The organism is Streptomyces sp. NPDC001606, from assembly GCF_053596835.1.
Window position 1 is genome coordinate 296,186 of record NZ_JBSFHC010000007.1, and the last position, 18,536, is coordinate 314,721.

An 18,536-nucleotide genomic window follows, 5' to 3' on the forward strand; every position below is an offset into this window, starting at 1 on the left:
CGGGTGACAGCGAGTGCCGGCACCGCCACCCGAGGCTGCTGCCCCGAAACGCTCGTGTCACACTCAAGGGCATGCGCGTGTATCTCGGCTCCGACCATGCGGGCTACGAACTCAAGAACCACCTCGTCGACTGGCTCAAGGCGGCGGGTCATGAGCCCGTCGACTGCGGGCCGCACATCTACGACGCCCAGGACGACTACCCGCCCTTCTGCCTCCGGGCGGCGGAGCGTACGGCCGCGGACCCCGACTCCCTCGGCATCGTGATCGGCGGCTCGGGCAACGGCGAGCAGATCGCCGCCAACAAGGTCAAGGGCGTCCGCGCGGCGCTCGCCTGGAGCGAGGAGACGGCCGCGCTCGGCCGCCAGCACAACAACGCCAACGTCGTGGCGGTGGGTGCGCGCATGCACAGCGAGGAGGAGGCGACGAAGTTCGTCGAGGTGTTCCTCAACACCCCCTTCTCCGGTGACGAGCGCCACATCCGCCGTATCGACATGCTGTCGGACTACGAGACGACCGGCGACCTCCCCCCGATCCCGGCCCACCACCCCCAGCAGTAACCGGCACCCGCCCGCGCATCCGGCCCGGGTGCGCGGGCGGGCAGCAGGCAGGAAAGGACACCCCCGCCGTGCCGGAAGGGCACACCATCCACCGGCTGGCCCAGGACTACGCCGAGCGCTTCTCGGGACGGCCCGCCCGCGTCAGCAGCCCGCAGGGCAAGTTCTCCGACGCCGCCGCCCTGCTCGACGGCGCGGTCCTCACCGCCGCCGAAGCCCACGGCAAGCACCTCTTCCTGCGCTTCCGCGACACCGACTGGGTCCATATCCACCTCGGCCTCTTCGGCAAGGTCGGCTTCGGCGACGCCCCGGCGCCCCCGCCCACCGACACGGTCCGGCTCCGGCTGGCCAACGACACCGGGTACGTCGACCTCCGCGGCCCCACCACCTGCGCCCTGATCACCGACGCCGAGAAGCGTGCCGTGCACGACCGCCTCGGCCCGGACCCGCTCCGCGCGGACGCCGACCCGGGCGCGGCCCACCGCAGGATCTCCCGCAGCCGTACGGCCGTCGCCGCGCTGCTCATGGACCAGAAGATCGTCGCCGGGGTGGGCAACGTCTACCGTGCCGAGGTGCTCTTCCGGCACGGCATCGACCCCTACCGGGCGGGCCGGGACATCACCCCGGCCGAGTGGGACGCCCTCTGGGCCGACCTCGTCGCGCTGATGCGCGAGGGCGTCCGGAACAACCGCATCGACACCGTCCGGCCCGAGCACACCCCCGAGGCCATGGGCCGCCCGCCCCGCGTGGACGACCACGGCGGCGAGGTGTACGTCTACCGCCGCGCCGGCCTGCCCTGCCACATCTGCGCCACCCCCGTCCGCACCGCCGACCTCGCCGCCCGCAACCTCTTCTGGTGCCCCACCTGCCAGCAGAGGTGAGCGCCCACTAGAAGCCGTGCGGCAGCCACGGCGCGACCGGGGAGCCGAACGCCACCGACGCCCGGGCCAGTGCCCCGGCCCGCAGCTCCCGCACCCGCCCCGCCGCGGCCAGCGACAGCAGGCTCACCCCACCGAGATAGGCGGACGCCAACTCCCTTACCGTGAGGGCGAGATCGGGCGCGTCGGCGGTCCGCTCGCAGGTCGCCCCCTTCTCGTCGGCGGACAGCCGCCAGCGCCCCGCGTTCCAGGGACAGAACTCGTCCTCGACCGCCAGGACCACATCCAGCGGCGCCTGGTAACCGCGCGCCGCGAGCGCCGTACCGACCTCGACCAGCCGGAGGTACCCGTCGTCCCGCACCCGCGGCCGGCAGCGGCGGATGTCGGACACCAGGTACTGCCAGGCGTCGTCGACCGGCCGCGAGTGCACGACCAGCGTCGTCATCAGGTCGATGCCGAACAGGAACCGCCACAGCGCCGCGCCGGTCGCCGGGTCCGGCGCGGCCAGATCGGCCAGCTCTACCGTGCCGTCGTGCCCGCTCGCCCCCCAGCCGAGCCGGGTGCGGAACCGGGCGTACCCGGTGACCCGGCCACCCTGCTCGGCGACCACGCACTGGAGCGCCGACGCCCCGTCCCGCCCGCTCTCCGGGTCGTTCACCCGGGCCCGCGCCCAGCCGGGCTGCCGCGCCAGCATGCCGGGGCGGCCCGGCACCAGCGCCGCGTACACCTCCTCGCAGGCGTCGAGGGCGTCGGCGGGCCCGGCGTACCGCAGCCGCACCTCGTCGGTGCCCTCCGGCACGGACAGCGAGACCCGGCCCGTGTCGATCTCGGCGGCCATCTTGAAGGTCGCCGCGCCGTACCCGAAGCGGCCGTAGATCGCGGGCTCGGAGGCGGTCAGCACCGCCAGCGGCTCGCCCCGCTCCCGCACCTCCGCCAGCTGCCGGCGCATCATCGAGGTCAGCACCCCGCGCCGCCGGTGGGTGGCCGCCACGCTCACCATGGTCACGCCGGCCGCCGGCACCGAGCCCCCGCCCGGCACGGTCAGCCGGAAACTGAACGCCCCGGCCGAGCCGACGATCGTGTCCCCGTCCCAGGCGGCCAGCGAACGGCCGAACTCGGTGAGCGAGCGGTCCAGTTCGCGCTCCTCGGGCGAGGAGACCCCGCCGAAGGCCCGCACCAGGCCGTCGTACCACGTGTCCCAGTCCTCGGGCCGCAACACCTTCAACTCGGTTGTCCCGTCAGTCCCCATGAACCATGCCTATCAGGGCGTTTCCGGGCGAGCCAGTGAATTTCCGCGGGGTGGGCGCGCGATGGGCGGGCGTGCCGTTCACTGTGAGGGCGAACCGCGCGGCAGGCCTCGCACGGGGGACAAGTGGGACCTCCCGTGCCAAGCGACCGGTCCGATGGATAGGGTCCCGAACTAATGGCAGCAGGACGAGAGCGGCGAGGAAAGGCCGAGACGTTCACGGCCCGGTGGAAGATGCAGTGGCACCGGGCCCGCATCGCCCTGCGCAGAAGCGCCGTCGACTACTTCCGCGGCGACGGCTCGGACTGGATCGCCTTCGCCGGACTGCTGCTCACCGTGCCCGTCCTCGCCGCGCTGACGCTGGCCGACTCGGTGTGGTGCTCCCCGGCCACCCTGGTGCTGCCGATCGTCGCCGGCGGGCTGCTGCTGCGCCCGGCGAGCCTGCTCGGCCTGTACGCGGCGGCGGCCACCGCGCTGATCGTGGAGTCGGTGCGGCTCGGCCCCTACACGGAAGGGCCGAGCCGGGTCACCCCCGGCGTGGTCCTGGTGGTGGCCGCCTGCGGTTTCTTCGGGCTGCTCACGGCCCAGTTCCGCAGCCGGGTCGGGGTGCCCTGGCGGCGCGGCGGCACCATGCTGTTCGACCTGCGCGAGCGGATCCGGGTGCAGAGCGAGCTGCCGAAGCTGCCGCAGGGCTGGCACTGCGAGATGGCGCTGCGGCCGGCCGGCGGGCAGTCCTTCTCCGGCGACTTCGTGGTCGCGGCCCGCACGAACGGCGGCCGCACCCTGGAGGTCGTCCTCACGGACGTCTCCGGCAAGGGCATGGACGCGGGCTCCCGCGCCCTACTGCTGTCCGGCGCCTTCGGCGGCCTCCTCGGCTCCCTGCCGCCGCACGCCTTCCTCCCTGCCGCCAACGGCTATCTGCTCCGCCAGGACTGGGAGGAGGGCTTCGCCACCTCCATCCACCTGGTGCTGGACCTCGACTCCGGCGACTACGAGCTGTACTCGGCCGGCCATCCGCCGGGGCTGCACCTGAGCGCCGGCAGCGGACGCTGGGAGGAGAAGGACACCGAAGGGCCGCTCCTCGGTGTGTACGACGGCGCCCAGTTCGACCCCGTGAAGGGCTCGCTGCGCCCCGGTGACGTGCTGATGCTGTTCACGGACGGCCTGGTCGAGACGTCCGACCGGGACATCGTGGAGGGCATCGACCGGCTCACCGGCGAGGCCGACCGCTATGTCGCCGGCGGCTTCCACGGCGCGGCCTGGCATCTCATCGAGGCCGTCGCGAAGGACGTCAACGACGACCGGGCCCTGCTGCTCATCTGCCGGGACACCACGGCGGCGGCCCACTGAGCCCCTGGGACACTGGGGCCATGACAGCCGGAGACACGAGCGCGCGGCCGCCGCTCACCCTGGACGAGGTGGCGGCCCTCGCGCGCAGCGCCCACGCGGGCCAGACCGACAAGGCGGGACGGCCGTACGCCGAGCATCTCGAGGCCGTCGCCGAGGGCGTGCGCGCCCGGGGCGGGGACGCCGAGCAGATCGCCGCGGCCTGGCTGCACGACGCCGTGGAGGACGACGCCCTCAGCCGCGCGTGGCTGGCGGCGGCCGCCCTCACCCCGCGCACCAAGGCCATCGTGGACGCCCTCACCAAACGGCCGGGGGAGGAGCCGGAGGCGTACGCGCGCCGCATCCTCGCGACCCCGGGCGCGCTGCTGGTGAAGCAGGCCGACCTCGCGCACAACGCCGACCCCGGCCGGCTGGCGGCGCTGCCCGCACCGACCCGCGACCGGCTGACCGGCAAGTACGCCCGCATGCACCGCCTCCTCGGCCTGCCACAGCCCCACTGACACGGCCGGGGTCAGGCCGCGGCGGCCGTCTCCGGTGCGCGGTCCGCGCTCTGCCGCTCCCGGGCCAGCCGGGCGGCGTCCTGCCGGAACGCCCACTCCATCCTCGGCTCCACCACGCACCGGAAGACCCGCCGCACGGGCCGGGTGCACAGCAGGGTGATGACCGTGGCCGCGAGCACCGTCACCAGGATCTGGCCGAGCGGCCGGTGCAGCCAGGCGTGGTCGTACCAGCCGCGGTAGTCCGCGAACTTCACCACGAAGCCGTGCAGCAGATAGCCGTACAGCGTGCCCGCGCCGAGCGTGGTGAACCACATCGTCCGGCCCGGCACCCAGGCGAAGAAGCAGGCCGTCAGCACCAGCGCGCAGCCCATCATCGCGAGCGTCATCACCGGGCCGCACCACCAGGGGGCACCCAGCTCCTGCGCGGACTCGCGGTGGTAGAGCCAGGCGTGGTTCATGCGCGGCACCGCCCACCAGCCGAACAGCAGCGCGCCCGCGACCACCGGCACCGCGGCGATCCGCACCGAGCGGCGCCGCACCAGCCGGAGGTGCTCCGGCTTCAGGCACAGCCCGAGCACGAAGTACGGCAGGAACTGGAAGACCCGCTGGAGGTCGAGGTCGTCGCCGATGCTCGGCGTGAGGCTCGCCAGCATCGCGATGCCGAGGGCCAGCGGCAGCGGATGGCGGACCAGCTTCCACAGCGGGGTGGTCAGCCGCCAGATGAACAGCGCGCACAGGAACCAGGTGGCCCACCAGGGGTCCTGGAGGCTGATGTCCTCGTGGCCGCCGGCGACCGCGTTCTTGAACAGCGGGTACGCCGTCTCGAACACGACGTACGGCACGACGACCCCGGTGACCAGCCGCTTCAGCCGGTCCGGGCGCATGTCGAAACTGCGCGAGAAGTAGCCGGAGATGAGGACGAACGCCGGCATGTGGAAGCTGTACACGACCGCGTAGACGCCTTGCAGGATGCGGCTGTCGGCCTTCAGCGGTTCCCAGGAGTGCCCGATGGCGACGAGCAGGATCGCCAGGTACTTGGCGTTGTCGAAGAAGGCGTCACGCTGTCTGCCGGGTCTGTCCGTTGTCGTCTGGCGGGCAGGCGTGCGGGACTGGCCGGGGGACGAGTCGGCGTCGAACATCTAAAGCACCCTAGCCCCGTCCCTGGATTTCGTAAAACGCCCCCGGTCATTACCGGTTATCGCCTTGAGATAGCCGCAGCTCGCCCATGATGTACCGATTCATCCATACTAAAGGGGGCATACCGCCTCCCTGTGACGGTCGTTCGAATTACCTGTGTGGATACTGCAACGAACTCGCCTGATTTCCCCGGGAGTTATCCGGGAACACGTTGCAGAATTGCTGTGCCGGACGATCAACGCCCCCGAGCGCCCGCCGACGTTCTGTCACGGGCCGCATACGGCGGCCGGGTTGGTGGCACGATGGTTCTGGCGGGGGTGCGGGCCGTACCCCTGGGCCGGCAGAGCGGACCGACCGAGGGTGTGATCAGTTGTGGCCATTTCACTGTCTGTGGTGCTGCTGTTGGCGATCATCCTGGTGGTGCTGATCAGAGGGGGGAACATCAAGCCCGGCCCGGCCATCGTCGCGATCCTCTTCGGGTTCTTCCTCGCCTCGACCGGCATGGCACCATCCATCAACCGGTTCCTGAACTCGATAGCCGCGTCCATCGACTCGATCAGGTTCTGACCCGGCCACGAGCCGCGGAAGCGGGGCAGTACGAGCACACAGGGGACGTACGGGGATGGCACTGCGCGACTCGGACCCGGCGGAGGTCGGCGGCTACCGGATCGAGGACCGCCTCGGCAGCGGCGGCATGGGCGTGGTCTACCTCGCCCGGTCCGCCTCCGGCCGCCGGCTCGCCCTGAAGCTCGTCCACGGCCAGTACGCCGACGACGACGAGTTCCGCACCCGGTTCCGGCGCGAGGTCGCCGCGGCCCGCCAGGTCAGCGGCGCCTTCACGGCCCCCGTGGTGGACGCCGACGCCGACGCGCCCCGCCCCTGGATGGCCACCCTCTACATCCCGGGCGAGGACCTCGGCACCCATGTCCGCCGGCACGGCCCGCTGCCCCCGGACCGGCTGCGCGAGCTGGCCGCCGGGCTCGCCGAGGCGCTGCGCGACATCCACCGCGCCGGAGTCGTCCACCGGGACCTGAAACCGGCCAACGTGATGCTCGCCGAGGACGGCCCCCGGGTCATCGACTTCGGCATCTCCCGCGCCGCCGAGTCCGCCGCCGCGGACGCCCTCACCCAGACCGGACGCGTGATGGGCACCCCGCCCTTCATGTCTCCCGAGCAGTTCACCTCGCCGCACGAGGTCGGCCCGGCCACCGACATCTTCTCGCTGGGCGCGGTCCTGGTGCACGCCGCGACCCGCCGCGGCCCCTTCGACAGCCCGAGCCCCTGGGAGACGGCCACGAAGGTCGTCGAGGGCACCCCCGACCTGACCGGCGTCCCCGCCGACCTGCTCCCCTTCGTCCGCCTCTGCCTGGCCAAACACCCCAAGGACCGGCCGACCCCCGGCGAACTCCTGCACCTGCTCCGCGAGGGCAGCCTGCCCGACCCCGGACCGGACGCCGGCACCCGGCACGCCGAGCCGCCCCGCCCCCGCAGGCGGCGCCGCACCGTCTGGCTGGTCTCCGCCGCGGCCGCGCTGGTGCTCGCCGCGGCCGGCTCCTTGGTCGCGCTGCGGCTGGCCGGGGACGCGACCGCGGGCGCGCGGGCCGACCTGCCCCCGGGGTGGCGGCCCTGGCAGGCCCACGAGACCGACAAGCAGACCAGCGCCGGTGCGGCCTTCCCGTCCTGTGCGGCGCTCGACGGCGGCCTGATCTGCGCCGGCGACGGACTGAAGGCCGTCCGCTTCTCCCTCGCCACCGGCAAGGTCGAGTGGACCCGCGTCGCCGCCGACCACCCCGACCCGAACAGCGGCGGCGGCACGCTCCCTGCCGCCGGACTGCTGGGCACCCGCGGCCACGACGTCTACACGACGGCCGACAGCTCGCCCAAGGGCGCCCAGGACCCCTCCTACGCCCTCCAGGCCGTCGACGCCCGCACCGGCAAGGTCCACTGGAGCAGGCCCGTCGGCGACATCGAGCCCTCCCTGGGGGACGGCACGGTCGCGATGACGGCCGACGGACCGCTCGTCGTGGGCGCCGACGGCAAGAGCTACTCCCTGCTCGACCCCGCCACCGGCAAGCCCCGCTGGAAACACTCCATGCCCGCGCAGCACAGCATGTCCGCCGACAGCAACTGCGAGATCCAGGCCGCGCGGGGCCGCGGATACCTGCTCTGCGTCGGCTCCAAGGGCCGGCGCACCACCGTCTCCCAGCTCGACCCGGCCAACGGCGACCCCCGCTGGGCCACCTCCCTGGAGGGCGCCCTGACCCTGGCCGGCCAGGCGGGCGCCGGCCGTCTGGTCCTCCTCCAGGCCCCGGGCGTCCCCGACGACCCGGAGGCCGACACGGCCTCCCCCTACCGCCGCCTCACCCTGCTCGACCTCACCCACCACGCCCCGCACATCGTCCCGCTGACCAGCACCGTGCCCGCCGACGCCACCGCCACCCTGGCCGGCGGCACCGTGTACTTCACCCTCAACAGCGGCGAGGTCCGCGCCGTCGACCCCACCACCGGCATCACCCGCTGGCGAATCCACTCCTCCGTGGAACGCCCCGGCCCCCCGGCCGTGACCGCCACCCGCGTCTTCGTCGTCTCCCCGGGCGGCCGCCTCGCCGCCCTCGACCGCCGCACCGGCAGGGAACTCCACAACATCCCCGGCCGCGACGACCGCACCGACCCGATCTTCGTCTACTCCGGCTCCACCCCCCTGCCCCACGGCGACGCCCTGTACGTCCCCTACGGCGTCCGCTCGGTCTACACCGTGGACACACGCAAGCTCTGAAGGGACTCTTACCCGGCGCACTCTGTGGCGCCGGCCTTTACTCCCCTATGGTCTTGGCATGGGCATTCTGATACCTGGGCTCGCGCCGACGGTGGTCGGCGTCGTGTGCTTCGCCGTGATCTTCGCCTGCATGGCCAAGGTCCTCCTGCCACGCGTCAACAAGGTCCTCGGCGAACGGAAGGACGCCATCGACGGCCAGAAGGAACGGGCCGAACAGCTGACGGCGGAAGCCGGTGAAGTCCTCGCCGGGTATCGCGAGGAACTGGCCGAGGCCCGGCACCAGGCGGCCCGCCTGCGCCAGGAGGCTCTGGAAGAGGGCACGCGTCTGATCGCCGAGATGCGCGCCGAGGGCCTGCGGGAACGCGCGGCGATGATCGAGGAGGCCCAGGCACGGCTTGCGGCCGACCGTGTCATCGCGGAGACGGAGCTGCGGGGAGACGTCGTGTCGTTGGCCACGGAGCTGGCCGGCCGGGTGGTCGGCGAGGCTCTCGAAGGTGCTGCCGACAGCGAGATCGTGGACCGCTTCTTCTCGGACCTGGACGCTCGAAGCGCCACAGGCCTGTAGCGAGCGAACAGGGCCAGGCCGAGGAACACTCCTCCGCCTGGCCCTGAGCCGTACAGAGCGGGCGACGGGAATCGAACCCGCGTAGCTAGTTTGGAAGACTAGGGCTCTACCATTGAGCTACGCCCGCAAGCGCGCGCCGCAGGTCGGTGACCGCGGCACTGCACGCATCGTAGCGGGTCGTCCGCCGTCGAGGCCAACGTGTTCGGTACGCGGCGCACCGGGCCCGCCGCTCCCTGCAATTACGGCCGACGGATCCGGCCGGGCCATGTACCCTACGTGTCGCACCAGACGGGGTGTGGCGCAGCTTGGTAGCGCGTCCGCTTTGGGAGCGGAAGGCCGTGGGTTCAAATCCCGCCACCCCGACCACCGGAAGGCGTTGTGAAAACGCCCTGTGAAGATCGCCTTTTGGGGCGCTGACCGGCTGCGGTTACTATGCAAGCTGCGCGCCCGTGTGACCCGGCCCCCAACGGCCTACGTACTCCTCCGGGCGGCGAATCCGCCGGACCTGTCTGGCTCCGGCAGAACCCAAGCAGTCAGCCACAAGGAGACCGAACCGTGAAGAGCGCCGTGGAGACCCTGAACCCGACCCGGGTTCGGCTCACTGTCGAGGTGCCCTTCGAGGAGCTCAAGGACAGCCTCGACGCGGCGTACAAGAAGATCAACCAGCAGGTCACGGTGAAGGGCTTCCGTAAGGGCAAGATCCCGGCCCGCGTCATCGACCAGCGGTTCGGCCGCGGTGCGGTGCTGGAGGAGGCCGTCAACGACGCGCTGCCCAAGTTCTACACCGAGGCGGTCAACGAGGCCGAGCTGAGCCCGCTGGGCCAGCCCGACGTCGACATCACCGAGCTGAAGGACGGCGAGACGCTGAACTTCACCGCCGAGGTCGACGTCCGCCCGGCCCTCGAGATCCCGGACTACTCCGGCATCGAGGTCGAGGTCGACGCCATCGAGGTCACCGACGAGGACGTCGAGAAGTCGGTCGAGCAGCTGCGCGAGCGCTTCGCCTCCACCTCCCCGGTCGAGCGCGCCGCCGAGGACGGCGACGTCGTCACCATCGACCTGGAGGCCAAGGTCGACGGCGAGGTGCTGGAGGACGGCATCGCCAACGGCGTCTCCTACACCATCGGCTCCGGTGAGCTGCTGGACGGCATCGACGACGCCGTCAAGGGCCTGTCCGCCGGTGAGGAGGCCACCTTCACCTCCGAGCTGAAGGGCGGCTCCGCCGCGGGCAAGGAGGCCGAGGTCACCGTCAAGGTCACCCAGGTCGCCAAGCGTGAACTGCCCGAGCTGGACGACGAGTTCGCGCAGCTCGCCTCCGAGTTCGACACCCTGGACGAGCTCAAGGCCGACAGCCGCAAGCGCCTGACGAACATGAAGCAGTTCGACCAGGCCACCCAGGCCCAGGAGCGCGTCCTGGAGAAGCTCCTCGAGCTGGTCGAGGTCCCGGTCCCCGAGAAGCTGCTCGAGGACGAGGTCAACACCCGCAAGCACAACCTGGAGCACCACCAGCTCGGCCAGATGGGCCTCACCCTCGACAAGTACCTGGAGATCCAGGGCAAGACCGCCGAGGAGTTCGAGACCGAGACCCGCGAGGCCGCGGTCAAGGGCATCAAGACCCAGTTCGTCCTGGACGAGCTGGTCAAGAAGGAGCAGCTGAACGTCAACCAGGAGGAGCTCACCGAGCACCTCATGCGGCGTGCGGCCTCCTCCGGCATGTCCCCCGACCAGTTCGCCCAGGCCGTCGTCGAGGGTGGCCAGGTGCCGCTCCTCGTCGGTGAGGTCGCCCGCGGCAAGGCCCTGGCCGTCGTGGTCGAGGCCGCCACGGTGAAGGACACCAACGGCGAGATCGTCAACCTGGACGACGAGGAGGAGACCGAGGCCGCCGAGGCGTCGGAGACCTCCGAGGAGAACACCGAGGGCTGAGCAGCCCTACGGCGCCGCTGAGGCATGGACGACGGGCCCTGGGGACCATCCCCGGGGCCCGTTTGTCGTATGCGGGGTGGCAGCCGACCTGAAGGGGCGCGGGGAACTGCGCGAGCGACCACGGACTCCCCGCAGCCGCCCACGCGCCGCACGCCCCACCGCGAGCAGGGTCCCGGCCCCCGGCGGAGCCGCTACGCCCCCGGCGAACACTGTCATCTCCGGGATTCCCCGAAGGGACCCTCGCGTTAGGGTCCATGAAAGGCAGAACAATGAGACGGCCCGGCGCCGTCGTAAGACGAGCAGGTGGATACGTGACGAATCTGATGCCCTCCGCCGCCGGCGAGCCTTCCATCGGTGGTGGCCTCGGCGACCAGGTCTACAACCGGCTGCTCAACGAGCGGATCATCTTCCTCGGCCAGCAGGTTGACGACGACATCGCCAACAAGATCACCGCGCAGCTGCTGCTCCTCGCGGCCGAGCCCGACAAGGACATCTACCTCTACATCAACAGCCCCGGCGGCTCGGTGACGGCCGGCATGGCGATCTACGACACCATGCAGTACATCCCGAACGACGTGGTCACGATCGGCATGGGCATGGCGGCCTCGATGGGCCAGTTCCTGCTCACCGGCGGCACCGCCGGCAAGCGCTTCGCCCTGCCGCACACGGACATCATGATGCACCAGGGCTCCGCGGGCCTCGGAGGTACGGTCTCGGACATCAAGATCCAGGCCCAGTACCTGCTGCGGACCAAGAAGACCATGACGGAGCTGACCGCGCTCCACTCCGGGCAGTCGGTCGAGACGATCCTCCGCGACGCCGACCGCGACCGCTGGTTCACGCCGGAAGAGGCCAAGGAGTACGGTCTCATTGACGAGATCATGATGCACGCCTCGGGTGTTCCGGGAGGCGGCGGCACCGGCGCCTGACCGGCCCGGCCACGCCACGCACCGCCGAGACACCAGCCCCCGAACGCCCACCAGGACGGTGAACCCCATGAACAACTTCTCCGGCGCCGCCAGCGGCATGTACGAAGGGCCCCGCCCCGACAGCCGCTACGTCATTCCGCGCTTCGTCGAGCGCACCTCCCAGGGCATCCGCGAGTACGACCCGTACGCGAAGCTCTTCGAGGAGCGCGTGATCTTCCTGGGCGTCCAGATCGACGACGCCTCCGCCAACGACGTCATGGCGCAGCTGCTGTGCCTGGAGTCGATGGACCCGGACCGGGACATCTCGATCTACATCAACAGCCCCGGTGGCGACATGACCGCCCTGACGGCGATCTACGACACGATGCAGTTCGTGAAGCCCGACATCCAGACGGTCTGCATGGGCCAGGCGGCCTCCGCCGCGGCCATCCTGCTCGCCGCCGGCACCCCGGGCAAGCGCATGGCGCTGCCGAACTCCCGGGTGCTGATCCACCAGCCCGCCGGCTCCACCGGCCGCGGTCAGCTCTCCGACCTGGAGATCATCGCCAACGAGTTCACCCGGATGCGTGAGCAGCTGGAGAACATGCTGGCCAAGCACTCCAACCGGCCGATCGAGCAGATCCGCGAGGACATCGAGCGCGACAAGATCCTCACGGCCGAGGAGGCGCTGGAGTACGGCCTCGTCGACCAGATCATCTCCACCCGCAAGCTGAACAACGCCTCGGTCCGCTGACGCGGAACGGCGCACTCTGAGCCCCCTTTGGCGCGGTTCACGTCAAAGTGAACCCTGCCAAGGGGGGCCCGAACACGGGGCCCGGCAAGGTACCGTCGACATAAGGCAGCACCAGGAGCCGCTGGACTCGAAAGTGTCCCGGCGTCTCCCAGGCGAAGGGGAAGCACACCGTGGCACGCATCGGTGACGGCGGCGATCTGCTCAAGTGCTCGTTCTGCGGCAAGAGCCAGAAGCAGGTCAAGAAGCTCATCGCAGGGCCCGGTGTGTACATCTGCGACGAGTGCATCGATCTCTGCAACGAGATCATCGAGGAGGAGCTCGCAGAGACGAGCGAGGTGCGCTGGGAGGAGCTCCCGAAGCCCCGCGAGATCTACGAGTTCCTCGAGGGCTACGTGGTCGGCCAGGAAGCCGCCAAGAAGGCTCTCTCGGTCGCGGTGTACAACCACTACAAGCGCGTCCAGGCGGGGGAGAACGGCGGCCCGGGCGGCCGTGAGGACGCCATCGAGCTGGCGAAGTCCAACATCCTCCTGCTGGGCCCCACGGGCTCCGGCAAGACGCTCCTCGCCCAGACCCTGGCCCGCATGCTGAACGTCCCGTTCGCGATCGCCGACGCGACCGCGCTCACGGAGGCGGGCTATGTGGGTGAGGACGTCGAGAACATCCTCCTGAAGCTGATCCAGGCGGCCGACTACGACGTCAAGAAGGCCGAGACCGGGATCATCTACATCGACGAGATCGACAAGGTGGCCCGCAAGAGCGAGAACCCGTCGATCACCCGGGACGTCTCGGGCGAGGGCGTCCAGCAGGCCCTGCTGAAGATCCTCGAGGGCACCACGGCCTCCGTCCCGCCCCAGGGCGGCCGTAAGCACCCCCACCAGGAGTTCATCCAGATCGACACGACGAACGTCCTGTTCATCGTGGGCGGTGCCTTCGCGGGCCTGGAGAAGATCATCGAGGCGCGGGCCGGCGCGAAGGGCATCGGCTTCGGGGCCACGATCCTCTCCAAGCGCGAGCTGGAGGCCAAGGACGTCTTCGAGGACGTCATGCCGGAGGACCTGGTCAAGTTCGGCATGATCCCCGAGTTCATCGGCCGCCTGCCGGTGATCACCTCGGTGCACAACCTGGACCGCGAGGCGCTCCTCCAGATCCTGGTCGAGCCCCGCAACGCGCTCGTCAAGCAGTACCAGCGTCTCTTCGAACTCGATGGAGTGGAGCTGGACTTCGAGCGCGAGGCCCTGGAGGCCATCGCCGACCAGGCCATCCTCCGCCAGACCGGCGCCCGCGGCCTGCGCGCCATCATGGAGGAGGTCCTCCAGGGCGTGATGTACGAGGTCCCGTCCCGCAAGGACGTCGCCCGAGTCGTCATCACCGCCGACGTGGTCCTCTCCAACGTCAACCCCACCCTGATCCCCCGCGACTCCCGCGGCCGGGGCTCGGGCGAGCAGAAGTCGGCCTGACCCTCCACACGAACGACGGGCAGTCACCCCGCGAGGGGTGCCTGCCCGTCGGCGTTCAAGCGCTCCGCGTGCTCAGGCCTTGACGCGGACCTCGTTGCGGAACTTCGCCGCCAGTTCGGCGTCCTGCGCCTGGTCGGGGGCCCGGCCTGCCATCAGGGTGGCGATGTCCATCGGCATGACCATGCCGAGGGTGCTGTGGTCGCCCCAGATGCAGATGTCGAAGGTCATCTCCTTGGGCCCGCCCCCGGACGAGCTGTCCGTGTTCTTGCCCTTCACCTGCTGGCACTTGAGGACCGCGTCCTTGAGCGAGGCGGGGTTGTACTGCTTCGGCTCGCCCACCAGGCTGTACTGGCCGTCGCTGCTGTCGTCCTTCAGGCTCTGGGTCTTCATGTAGGCGAACATCGCGTCGACGGTCTTCTCGGGGTCGTCGATCGTGCCGTACACACCGCCGAACTTGATCATCTTCATGCTCAGCGGATTGCTGTCATCGCCCGACTGGTAGCCCGCGTCGACGTCCTTGGGGTCGTGGACCCCCCACTTCTCCGCGTCCTTGAGGTCCTTGGACGTCATCGTGTCCGACTGGCCGTCCTTCTTCTTGTACTCGGACAGCACCGTCGCCGGCGTGATCAGCTTGTGCGCCCCGTCGTCCGCGACGGAACTCCCGCCACCCCCGCCGCCGAGCACGAAGTACGCCCCCACCGCCACGGCCGCCACCACGGCCACCGCGCCGATGATCAGGCCCGTCTTCTTCTTGCCGCCCTCCGGCTGCGGAGCCTGCGGCATGCCGCCGTAGGGCTGCTGCGGGTATCCGCCCGGCTGCTGGCCGTACGGGTTCGGCTGCGGCGGCACACCCTGCTGCGGGTAGCCGTAACCGGGCTGGGGAGCGGCCGGCGGAGCCTGCTGGGGGTAGCCGTAGCCGGGCTGCGGAGCCTGCGGCTGCTGGCCGTACGGGCCCGGCTGGCCGTACGGACCAGGCTGCCCCTGCTGGCCGTACGGACCCGGCTGCTGGGGCGGCCCGCCGTACGGGCCCGGCTGGTTGTTGCTCATTCCTGGGTTCCCCTCCAGATGCTTATGTGTTCCCGACATCCTGGCTCAGACGCGTCGGACGCACGGCACCGGGGGCCGCATCGTTACCAAAGATGCAAACGATGCGGCCGGGCACGGCTCGGCGGAATGCCGGAGCCGGGGGGATCAGCAGACAGACGACGAGCAGTGGGCGAGGGCTACCACTGAGGGTTGGCTTCACCCGGAGTGGCACACGCGGAGAGCATCGATGTCCCCTTGAACACGCCGACCTCGCGGAACACCTTGCGTATCCCGGCCGTGTCGGATGCCTTGGTGTTCCAGGTCTGGCTTGTGCCTCCGCCTGAGTAGAGGTGGTGCCAGCTCCAGTAGTGGTCGCTGCCGTCCGACCTCCTGGTCACCAGCCTGATCGCTACGTGGAGCCCGTCCGCCGCCGTGTCCTTGACGTAGAGGCTGACGTCGTCCAGGGAGTTCTTCCCGGTGTACGTCTGGTCGCCGCCTCCCGTGGCGGCGAGGTACGGGACGTTGATCCCCTTCCGCCAGGGCACTGAACAGCCCTGCCATGCAGCTGCGGCGGGATGAGCGGTGAGCGTCGCGACCATGAGACCGGCCGCCGCCAGCCCTCCTGCCATTGCCATCCGCTGGCTCTTCATGAATCTCCCCTAGACGACGCCTTTGTGACGTGAGTACGACAATCAAACACGTGTGCGCAGCTCGGGAGTCTGTTTCTGGTCAGCCGCGAGTCTGGACAAGGGGCTCTGCGTGCCGGGAATCGGGTTTCAGTACAGCGCAGCGGGGCCTCTAAACTGACCCCCGTGACCGAGAACGCTCAGCAGCAGCCACCCGCGCCCGACTCCGAACTGCCGACCCAGTACGCGCCGGCCGATGTAGAGGGGCCGCTGTACGAGCGCTGGGTAGAGCGGGGTTACTTCGAGGCGGACGCCAAGAGCGACAAGCCGCCGTACACGATCGTCATCCCGCCGCCGAACGTCACGGGCAGCCTGCACCTGGGCCACGCCTTCCAGCACACGCTGATGGACGCCCTCACCCGCCGCAAGCGCATGCAGGGCTTCGAGGCGCTCTGGCTGCCGGGCATGGACCACGCCGGCATCGCCACCCAGAACAAGGTCGAGCAGCAGCTCGCCGAGGAGGGCAAGTCCCGCCACGACCTGGGCCGCGAGGAGTTCGTCGAGCGCGTCTGGCAGTGGAAGGAAGAGTACGGCGGCAAGATCCTCGGCCAGATGCGCCGCCTCGGCGACGGCGTCGACTGGTCGCGTGAGCGCTTCACCATGGACGAGGGCCTCTCCAAGGCCGTCCAGACCATCTTCAAGAAGCTCTACGACGACGACCTGATCTACCGCGCCGAGCGCATCATCAACTGGTGCCCCCGCTGCCTCACCGCCATCTCCGACATCGAGGTGGAGTACCAGGAGGACGACGGCGAGCTGGTCTCCATCACGTACGGCGAGGGCGAGGAGACGCTGGTCGTCGCCACCACCCGCGCCGAGACGATGCTGGGCGACACCGCCGTCGCCGTCCACCCGGACGACGAGCGCTACCGGCACCTGGTCGGCAAGCGCATCAAGCTGCCGCTGACCGACCGCACCATCCCGGTCGTCGCCGACACCCACGTCGACCCCGAGTTCGGCACCGGTGCCGTCAAGGTCACCCCGGCCCACGACCCGAACGACTTCGCGATCGGCCAGCGCCACGGCCTGGAGTCCATCACGGTCATGGACGAGCGCGCGGTCATCACCGTGCCCGGCCCGTTCGAGGGCCTGGACCGCTTCGAGGCCCGCTCGGCGATCGTCGGCGCACTGCGCTCGCAGGGCCGGATCGTCGCCGAGAAGCGGCCCTACCTCCACTCCGTCGGCCACTGCTCGCGCTGCAAGACCACCATCGAGCCGCGCCTGTCGATGCAGTGGTGGGTCAAGGTCGGCCCGCTGGCCAAGGCCGCCGGTGACGCCGTCCGCGACGGCCGGGTGAAGATCCACCCCGAGGACATGTCGAAGCGCTACTTCGACTGGGTCGACAACATGCACGACTGGTGCATCTCGCGCCAGCTGTGGTGGGGCCACCGCATCCCGGTCTGGTACGGCCCGGAGGGCGAGGTCGTCTGCGTCGGCCCCGACGAGGAGCCGCCGTCCGGCGAGGGCTGGCGTCAGGACACCGACGTCCTCGACACCTGGTTCTCCTCCGGCCTGTGGCCGTTCTCCACCCTCGGCTGGCCCGAGCAGACCGCGGACCTGCGCAAGTTCTACCCGACCGACGTCCTGCTCACCGGCCACGACATCATCTTCTTCTGGGTCGCCCGGATGATGATGTTCGGCCTGTACGCCATGGACGGCGAGGCCCCCTTCAAGACCATCGCGCTCACCGGCCTGGTCCGCGACGAGCGCGGCAAGAAGATGTCGAAGTCCTTCGGCAACGTCGTCGACCCGCTGGACTGGATGGACAAGTACGGCTCCGACGCCGTCCGCTTCACCCTGGCCCGCGGCGCCAACCCCGGCACCGACGTGCCGATCGGCGAGGACTGGGTCCAGGCGTCCCGGAACTTCGCCAACAAGATCTGGAACGCGACCCGCTTCGCGCTGATGAACGGCGCGACGGTCGAGGGCCCGCTGCCCGACCCCGAGCAGCTGTCCGCCACCGACCGCTGGATCCTGTCCCGCCTCAACAAGACCGTCGCCGAGGTCGACGCGTTCTACGAGGACTTCCAGTTCGCCAAGTTGTCGGACGCCCTCTACCACTTCGCGTGGGACGAGGTCTTCGACTGGTACGTCGAGCTGTCCAAGACGGTCTTCCAGGCGGGCGGCGCGCCGGCCGAGGCCAGCAAGCGCGTCCTCGGCGAGGTCCTGGACGTCACCCTCAAGCTGCTCCACCCGGTCGTCCCGTTCGTCACGGACACCCTGTGGACCACGCTGACGGGCGGCGAGTCGGTCGTCCTCGCCGACTGGCCGAAGGACAGCGGCTTCCGCGACGAGGCCGCCGAGCGCGAGATCGAGACGCTCCAGTCGGTCATCACCGAGGTCCGCCGCTTCCGCGCCGACCAGGGTCTCCAGCCCGGCCAGCGGGTCCCGGCCCGGCTGACCCTCGACGGCACGGCGCTCGCCCCGCACGAGGCGGCCATCCGCAGCCTGCTCCGCCTCCAGCCGGAGGGCGACTCCTTCACCGCTACCGCCACCCTGCCGGTCGCCGGCGCCGAGGTCGCGCTGGACCTCTCCGGCACGATCGACGTGGCGGCGGAGCGCAAGCGGCTGGCGAAGGACCTGGCCGCCGCGGAGAAGGAGAAGGCCCAGGCCACGGCCAAGCTCGGCAACGAGGCCTTCCTGGCGAAGGCGCCGGAGAACGTGGTGGACAAGATCCGCACGCGGCTGGCCAAGGCCGACGAGGACATCGCCCGCATCCAGTCCCAGCTGGACCGGCTGCCGCAGGCGTAGCCGTCCGTACGGCGACGAAGGCCCCCGG

The 18,536-nt window shown here is 70.5% G+C and carries 16 protein-coding genes and 2 tRNA genes; 13 read left to right on the forward strand and 5 right to left on the reverse strand.

Annotated elements, in window-relative coordinates; translation table 11 throughout:
* The first annotated feature begins 71 nt into the window (after nucleotides 1-71).
* The gene (locus ACWCV9_RS16615) at nucleotides 72-557 is read left to right on the forward strand and encodes a ribose-5-phosphate isomerase (RefSeq protein ID WP_450787317.1); all 486 of its coding nucleotides are present in this window, start codon (nucleotides 72-74) and stop codon (nucleotides 555-557) included.
* Between the two features lie 68 nt (nucleotides 558-625).
* A complete protein-coding gene (locus tag ACWCV9_RS16620; RefSeq protein WP_450787318.1) occupies nucleotides 626-1,435 on the forward strand; it encodes an Fpg/Nei family DNA glycosylase in 810 nt (269 codons plus the stop codon).
* A 7-nt stretch (nucleotides 1,436-1,442) separates the two neighbouring features.
* Here the strand turns inward: ACWCV9_RS16620 and ACWCV9_RS16625 are convergent, their stop codons facing one another.
* On the reverse strand, nucleotides 1,443-2,681 hold the full coding sequence (locus ACWCV9_RS16625; RefSeq protein WP_450787319.1) for a GNAT family N-acetyltransferase: 1,239 nt from the start codon (nucleotides 2,679-2,681) through the stop codon (nucleotides 1,443-1,445).
* Between the two features lie 174 nt (nucleotides 2,682-2,855).
* On the opposite strand from ACWCV9_RS16625, the gene ACWCV9_RS16630 reads away from it, so the two are divergent.
* Nucleotides 2,856-4,028, forward strand: a complete 1,173-nt coding sequence (locus ACWCV9_RS16630; protein ID WP_450787321.1) for a PP2C family protein-serine/threonine phosphatase — start codon at nucleotides 2,856-2,858, stop codon at nucleotides 4,026-4,028.
* A gap of 20 nt (nucleotides 4,029-4,048) precedes the next feature.
* On the forward strand, nucleotides 4,049-4,525 hold the full coding sequence (locus ACWCV9_RS16635; protein WP_450787322.1) for an HD domain-containing protein: 477 nt from the start codon (nucleotides 4,049-4,051) through the stop codon (nucleotides 4,523-4,525).
* Nucleotides 4,526-4,536: 11 nt separating this feature from the next.
* On the opposite strand, the gene ACWCV9_RS16640 is transcribed toward ACWCV9_RS16635, so the two are convergent.
* Complete coding sequence (locus ACWCV9_RS16640; RefSeq protein WP_450787323.1) at nucleotides 4,537-5,664, reverse strand: acyltransferase family protein; 1,128 nt, start codon at nucleotides 5,662-5,664, stop codon at nucleotides 4,537-4,539.
* 370 nt (nucleotides 5,665-6,034) lie between these two features.
* Here ACWCV9_RS16640 and ACWCV9_RS16645 point away from each other — a divergent pair, with 370 nt between their 5' ends.
* Genes ACWCV9_RS16645 through atpF form a run of 3 tightly spaced genes read left to right on the forward strand, consistent with a single transcriptional unit; the run spans nucleotide 6,035 to nucleotide 9,003 of the window.
* Nucleotides 6,035-6,229: a hypothetical protein gene (locus ACWCV9_RS16645; RefSeq protein WP_385847917.1), complete on the forward strand. Its 195-nt coding sequence runs from the start codon at nucleotides 6,035-6,037 to the stop codon at nucleotides 6,227-6,229.
* Nucleotides 6,230-6,284: 55 nt separating this feature from the next.
* Nucleotides 6,285-8,438 carry a protein kinase domain-containing protein gene (locus tag ACWCV9_RS16650; protein ID WP_450787325.1) on the forward strand — a complete coding sequence of 718 codons (2,154 nt, stop codon included), beginning with the start codon at nucleotides 6,285-6,287 and terminating at the stop codon, nucleotides 8,436-8,438.
* A 58-nt stretch (nucleotides 8,439-8,496) separates the two neighbouring features.
* A complete protein-coding gene (atpF, locus tag ACWCV9_RS16655) occupies nucleotides 8,497-9,003 on the forward strand; it encodes a F0F1 ATP synthase subunit B (protein WP_450787327.1) in 507 nt (168 codons plus the stop codon).
* Nucleotides 9,004-9,059: 56 nt separating this feature from the next.
* Here atpF and ACWCV9_RS16660 read toward each other — a convergent pair.
* A tRNA-Gly gene (locus tag ACWCV9_RS16660) sits at nucleotides 9,060-9,130 on the reverse strand.
* Between the two features lie 162 nt (nucleotides 9,131-9,292).
* On the opposite strand from ACWCV9_RS16660, the gene ACWCV9_RS16665 reads away from it, so the two are divergent.
* The 5 genes from ACWCV9_RS16665 (at nucleotide 9,293) to clpX (ending at nucleotide 14,045) form a co-directional block, all read left to right on the forward strand.
* Nucleotides 9,293-9,369: transfer RNA gene (locus tag ACWCV9_RS16665), tRNA-Pro, on the forward strand.
* A 189-nt stretch (nucleotides 9,370-9,558) separates the two neighbouring features.
* Nucleotides 9,559-10,926 carry a trigger factor gene (tig, locus tag ACWCV9_RS16670; RefSeq protein WP_450787328.1) on the forward strand — a complete coding sequence of 456 codons (1,368 nt, stop codon included), beginning with the start codon at nucleotides 9,559-9,561 and terminating at the stop codon, nucleotides 10,924-10,926.
* A 323-nt stretch (nucleotides 10,927-11,249) separates the two neighbouring features.
* Nucleotides 11,250-11,855, forward strand: coding sequence for an ATP-dependent Clp protease proteolytic subunit (locus ACWCV9_RS16675; RefSeq protein ID WP_385847933.1), 606 nt, complete (start codon nucleotides 11,250-11,252; stop codon nucleotides 11,853-11,855).
* A gap of 67 nt (nucleotides 11,856-11,922) precedes the next feature.
* Nucleotides 11,923-12,588, forward strand: coding sequence for an ATP-dependent Clp protease proteolytic subunit (locus ACWCV9_RS16680; protein ID WP_385847889.1), 666 nt, complete (start codon nucleotides 11,923-11,925; stop codon nucleotides 12,586-12,588).
* A 170-nt stretch (nucleotides 12,589-12,758) separates the two neighbouring features.
* Nucleotides 12,759-14,045 carry an ATP-dependent Clp protease ATP-binding subunit ClpX gene (gene clpX / locus ACWCV9_RS16685; RefSeq protein WP_385847887.1) on the forward strand — a complete coding sequence of 429 codons (1,287 nt, stop codon included), beginning with the start codon at nucleotides 12,759-12,761 and terminating at the stop codon, nucleotides 14,043-14,045.
* A 72-nt stretch (nucleotides 14,046-14,117) separates the two neighbouring features.
* Here the strand turns inward: clpX and ACWCV9_RS16690 are convergent, their stop codons facing one another.
* Together ACWCV9_RS16690 and ACWCV9_RS16695 are read right to left on the reverse strand one after the other, a co-directional pair.
* On the reverse strand, nucleotides 14,118-15,092 hold the full coding sequence (locus ACWCV9_RS16690) for a hypothetical protein (protein ID WP_450787330.1): 975 nt from the start codon (nucleotides 15,090-15,092) through the stop codon (nucleotides 14,118-14,120).
* A gap of 176 nt (nucleotides 15,093-15,268) precedes the next feature.
* Nucleotides 15,269-15,721, reverse strand: a complete 453-nt coding sequence (locus tag ACWCV9_RS16695) for a hypothetical protein (RefSeq protein WP_450787331.1) — start codon at nucleotides 15,719-15,721, stop codon at nucleotides 15,269-15,271.
* A gap of 162 nt (nucleotides 15,722-15,883) precedes the next feature.
* Here ACWCV9_RS16695 and ACWCV9_RS16700 point away from each other — a divergent pair, with 162 nt between their 5' ends.
* Complete coding sequence (locus tag ACWCV9_RS16700) at nucleotides 15,884-18,508, forward strand: valine--tRNA ligase (RefSeq protein ID WP_450787332.1); 2,625 nt, start codon at nucleotides 15,884-15,886, stop codon at nucleotides 18,506-18,508.
* Nucleotides 18,509-18,536: the final 28 nt, after the last annotated feature.

Bases quoted from the DNA above. Each gene is read 5' to 3' on its own strand.
- ACWCV9_RS16625 (WP_450787319.1), bottom strand. From the start codon at position 2,681: ATGGGGACTGACGGGACAACCGAGTTGAAGGTGTTGCGGCCCGAGGAC.
- ACWCV9_RS16690 (WP_450787330.1), bottom strand. From the start codon at position 15,092: ATGAGCAACAACCAGCCGGGCCCGTACGGCGGGCCGCCCCAGCAGCCG.
- atpF (WP_450787327.1), top strand. From the start codon at position 8,497: ATGGGCATTCTGATACCTGGGCTCGCGCCGACGGTGGTCGGCGTCGTG.
- ACWCV9_RS16635 (WP_450787322.1), top strand. From the start codon at position 4,049: ATGACAGCCGGAGACACGAGCGCGCGGCCGCCGCTCACCCTGGACGAG.
- ACWCV9_RS16675 (WP_385847933.1), top strand. From the start codon at position 11,250: ATGCCCTCCGCCGCCGGCGAGCCTTCCATCGGTGGTGGCCTCGGCGAC.
- ACWCV9_RS16615 (WP_450787317.1), top strand. From the start codon at position 72: ATGCGCGTGTATCTCGGCTCCGACCATGCGGGCTACGAACTCAAGAAC.
- ACWCV9_RS16695 (WP_450787331.1), bottom strand. From the start codon at position 15,721: ATGAAGAGCCAGCGGATGGCAATGGCAGGAGGGCTGGCGGCGGCCGGT.
- ACWCV9_RS16630 (WP_450787321.1), top strand. From the start codon at position 2,856: ATGGCAGCAGGACGAGAGCGGCGAGGAAAGGCCGAGACGTTCACGGCC.
- ACWCV9_RS16640 (WP_450787323.1), bottom strand. From the start codon at position 5,664: ATGTTCGACGCCGACTCGTCCCCCGGCCAGTCCCGCACGCCTGCCCGC.
- ACWCV9_RS16680 (WP_385847889.1), top strand. From the start codon at position 11,923: ATGAACAACTTCTCCGGCGCCGCCAGCGGCATGTACGAAGGGCCCCGC.
- ACWCV9_RS16650 (WP_450787325.1), top strand. From the start codon at position 6,285: ATGGCACTGCGCGACTCGGACCCGGCGGAGGTCGGCGGCTACCGGATC.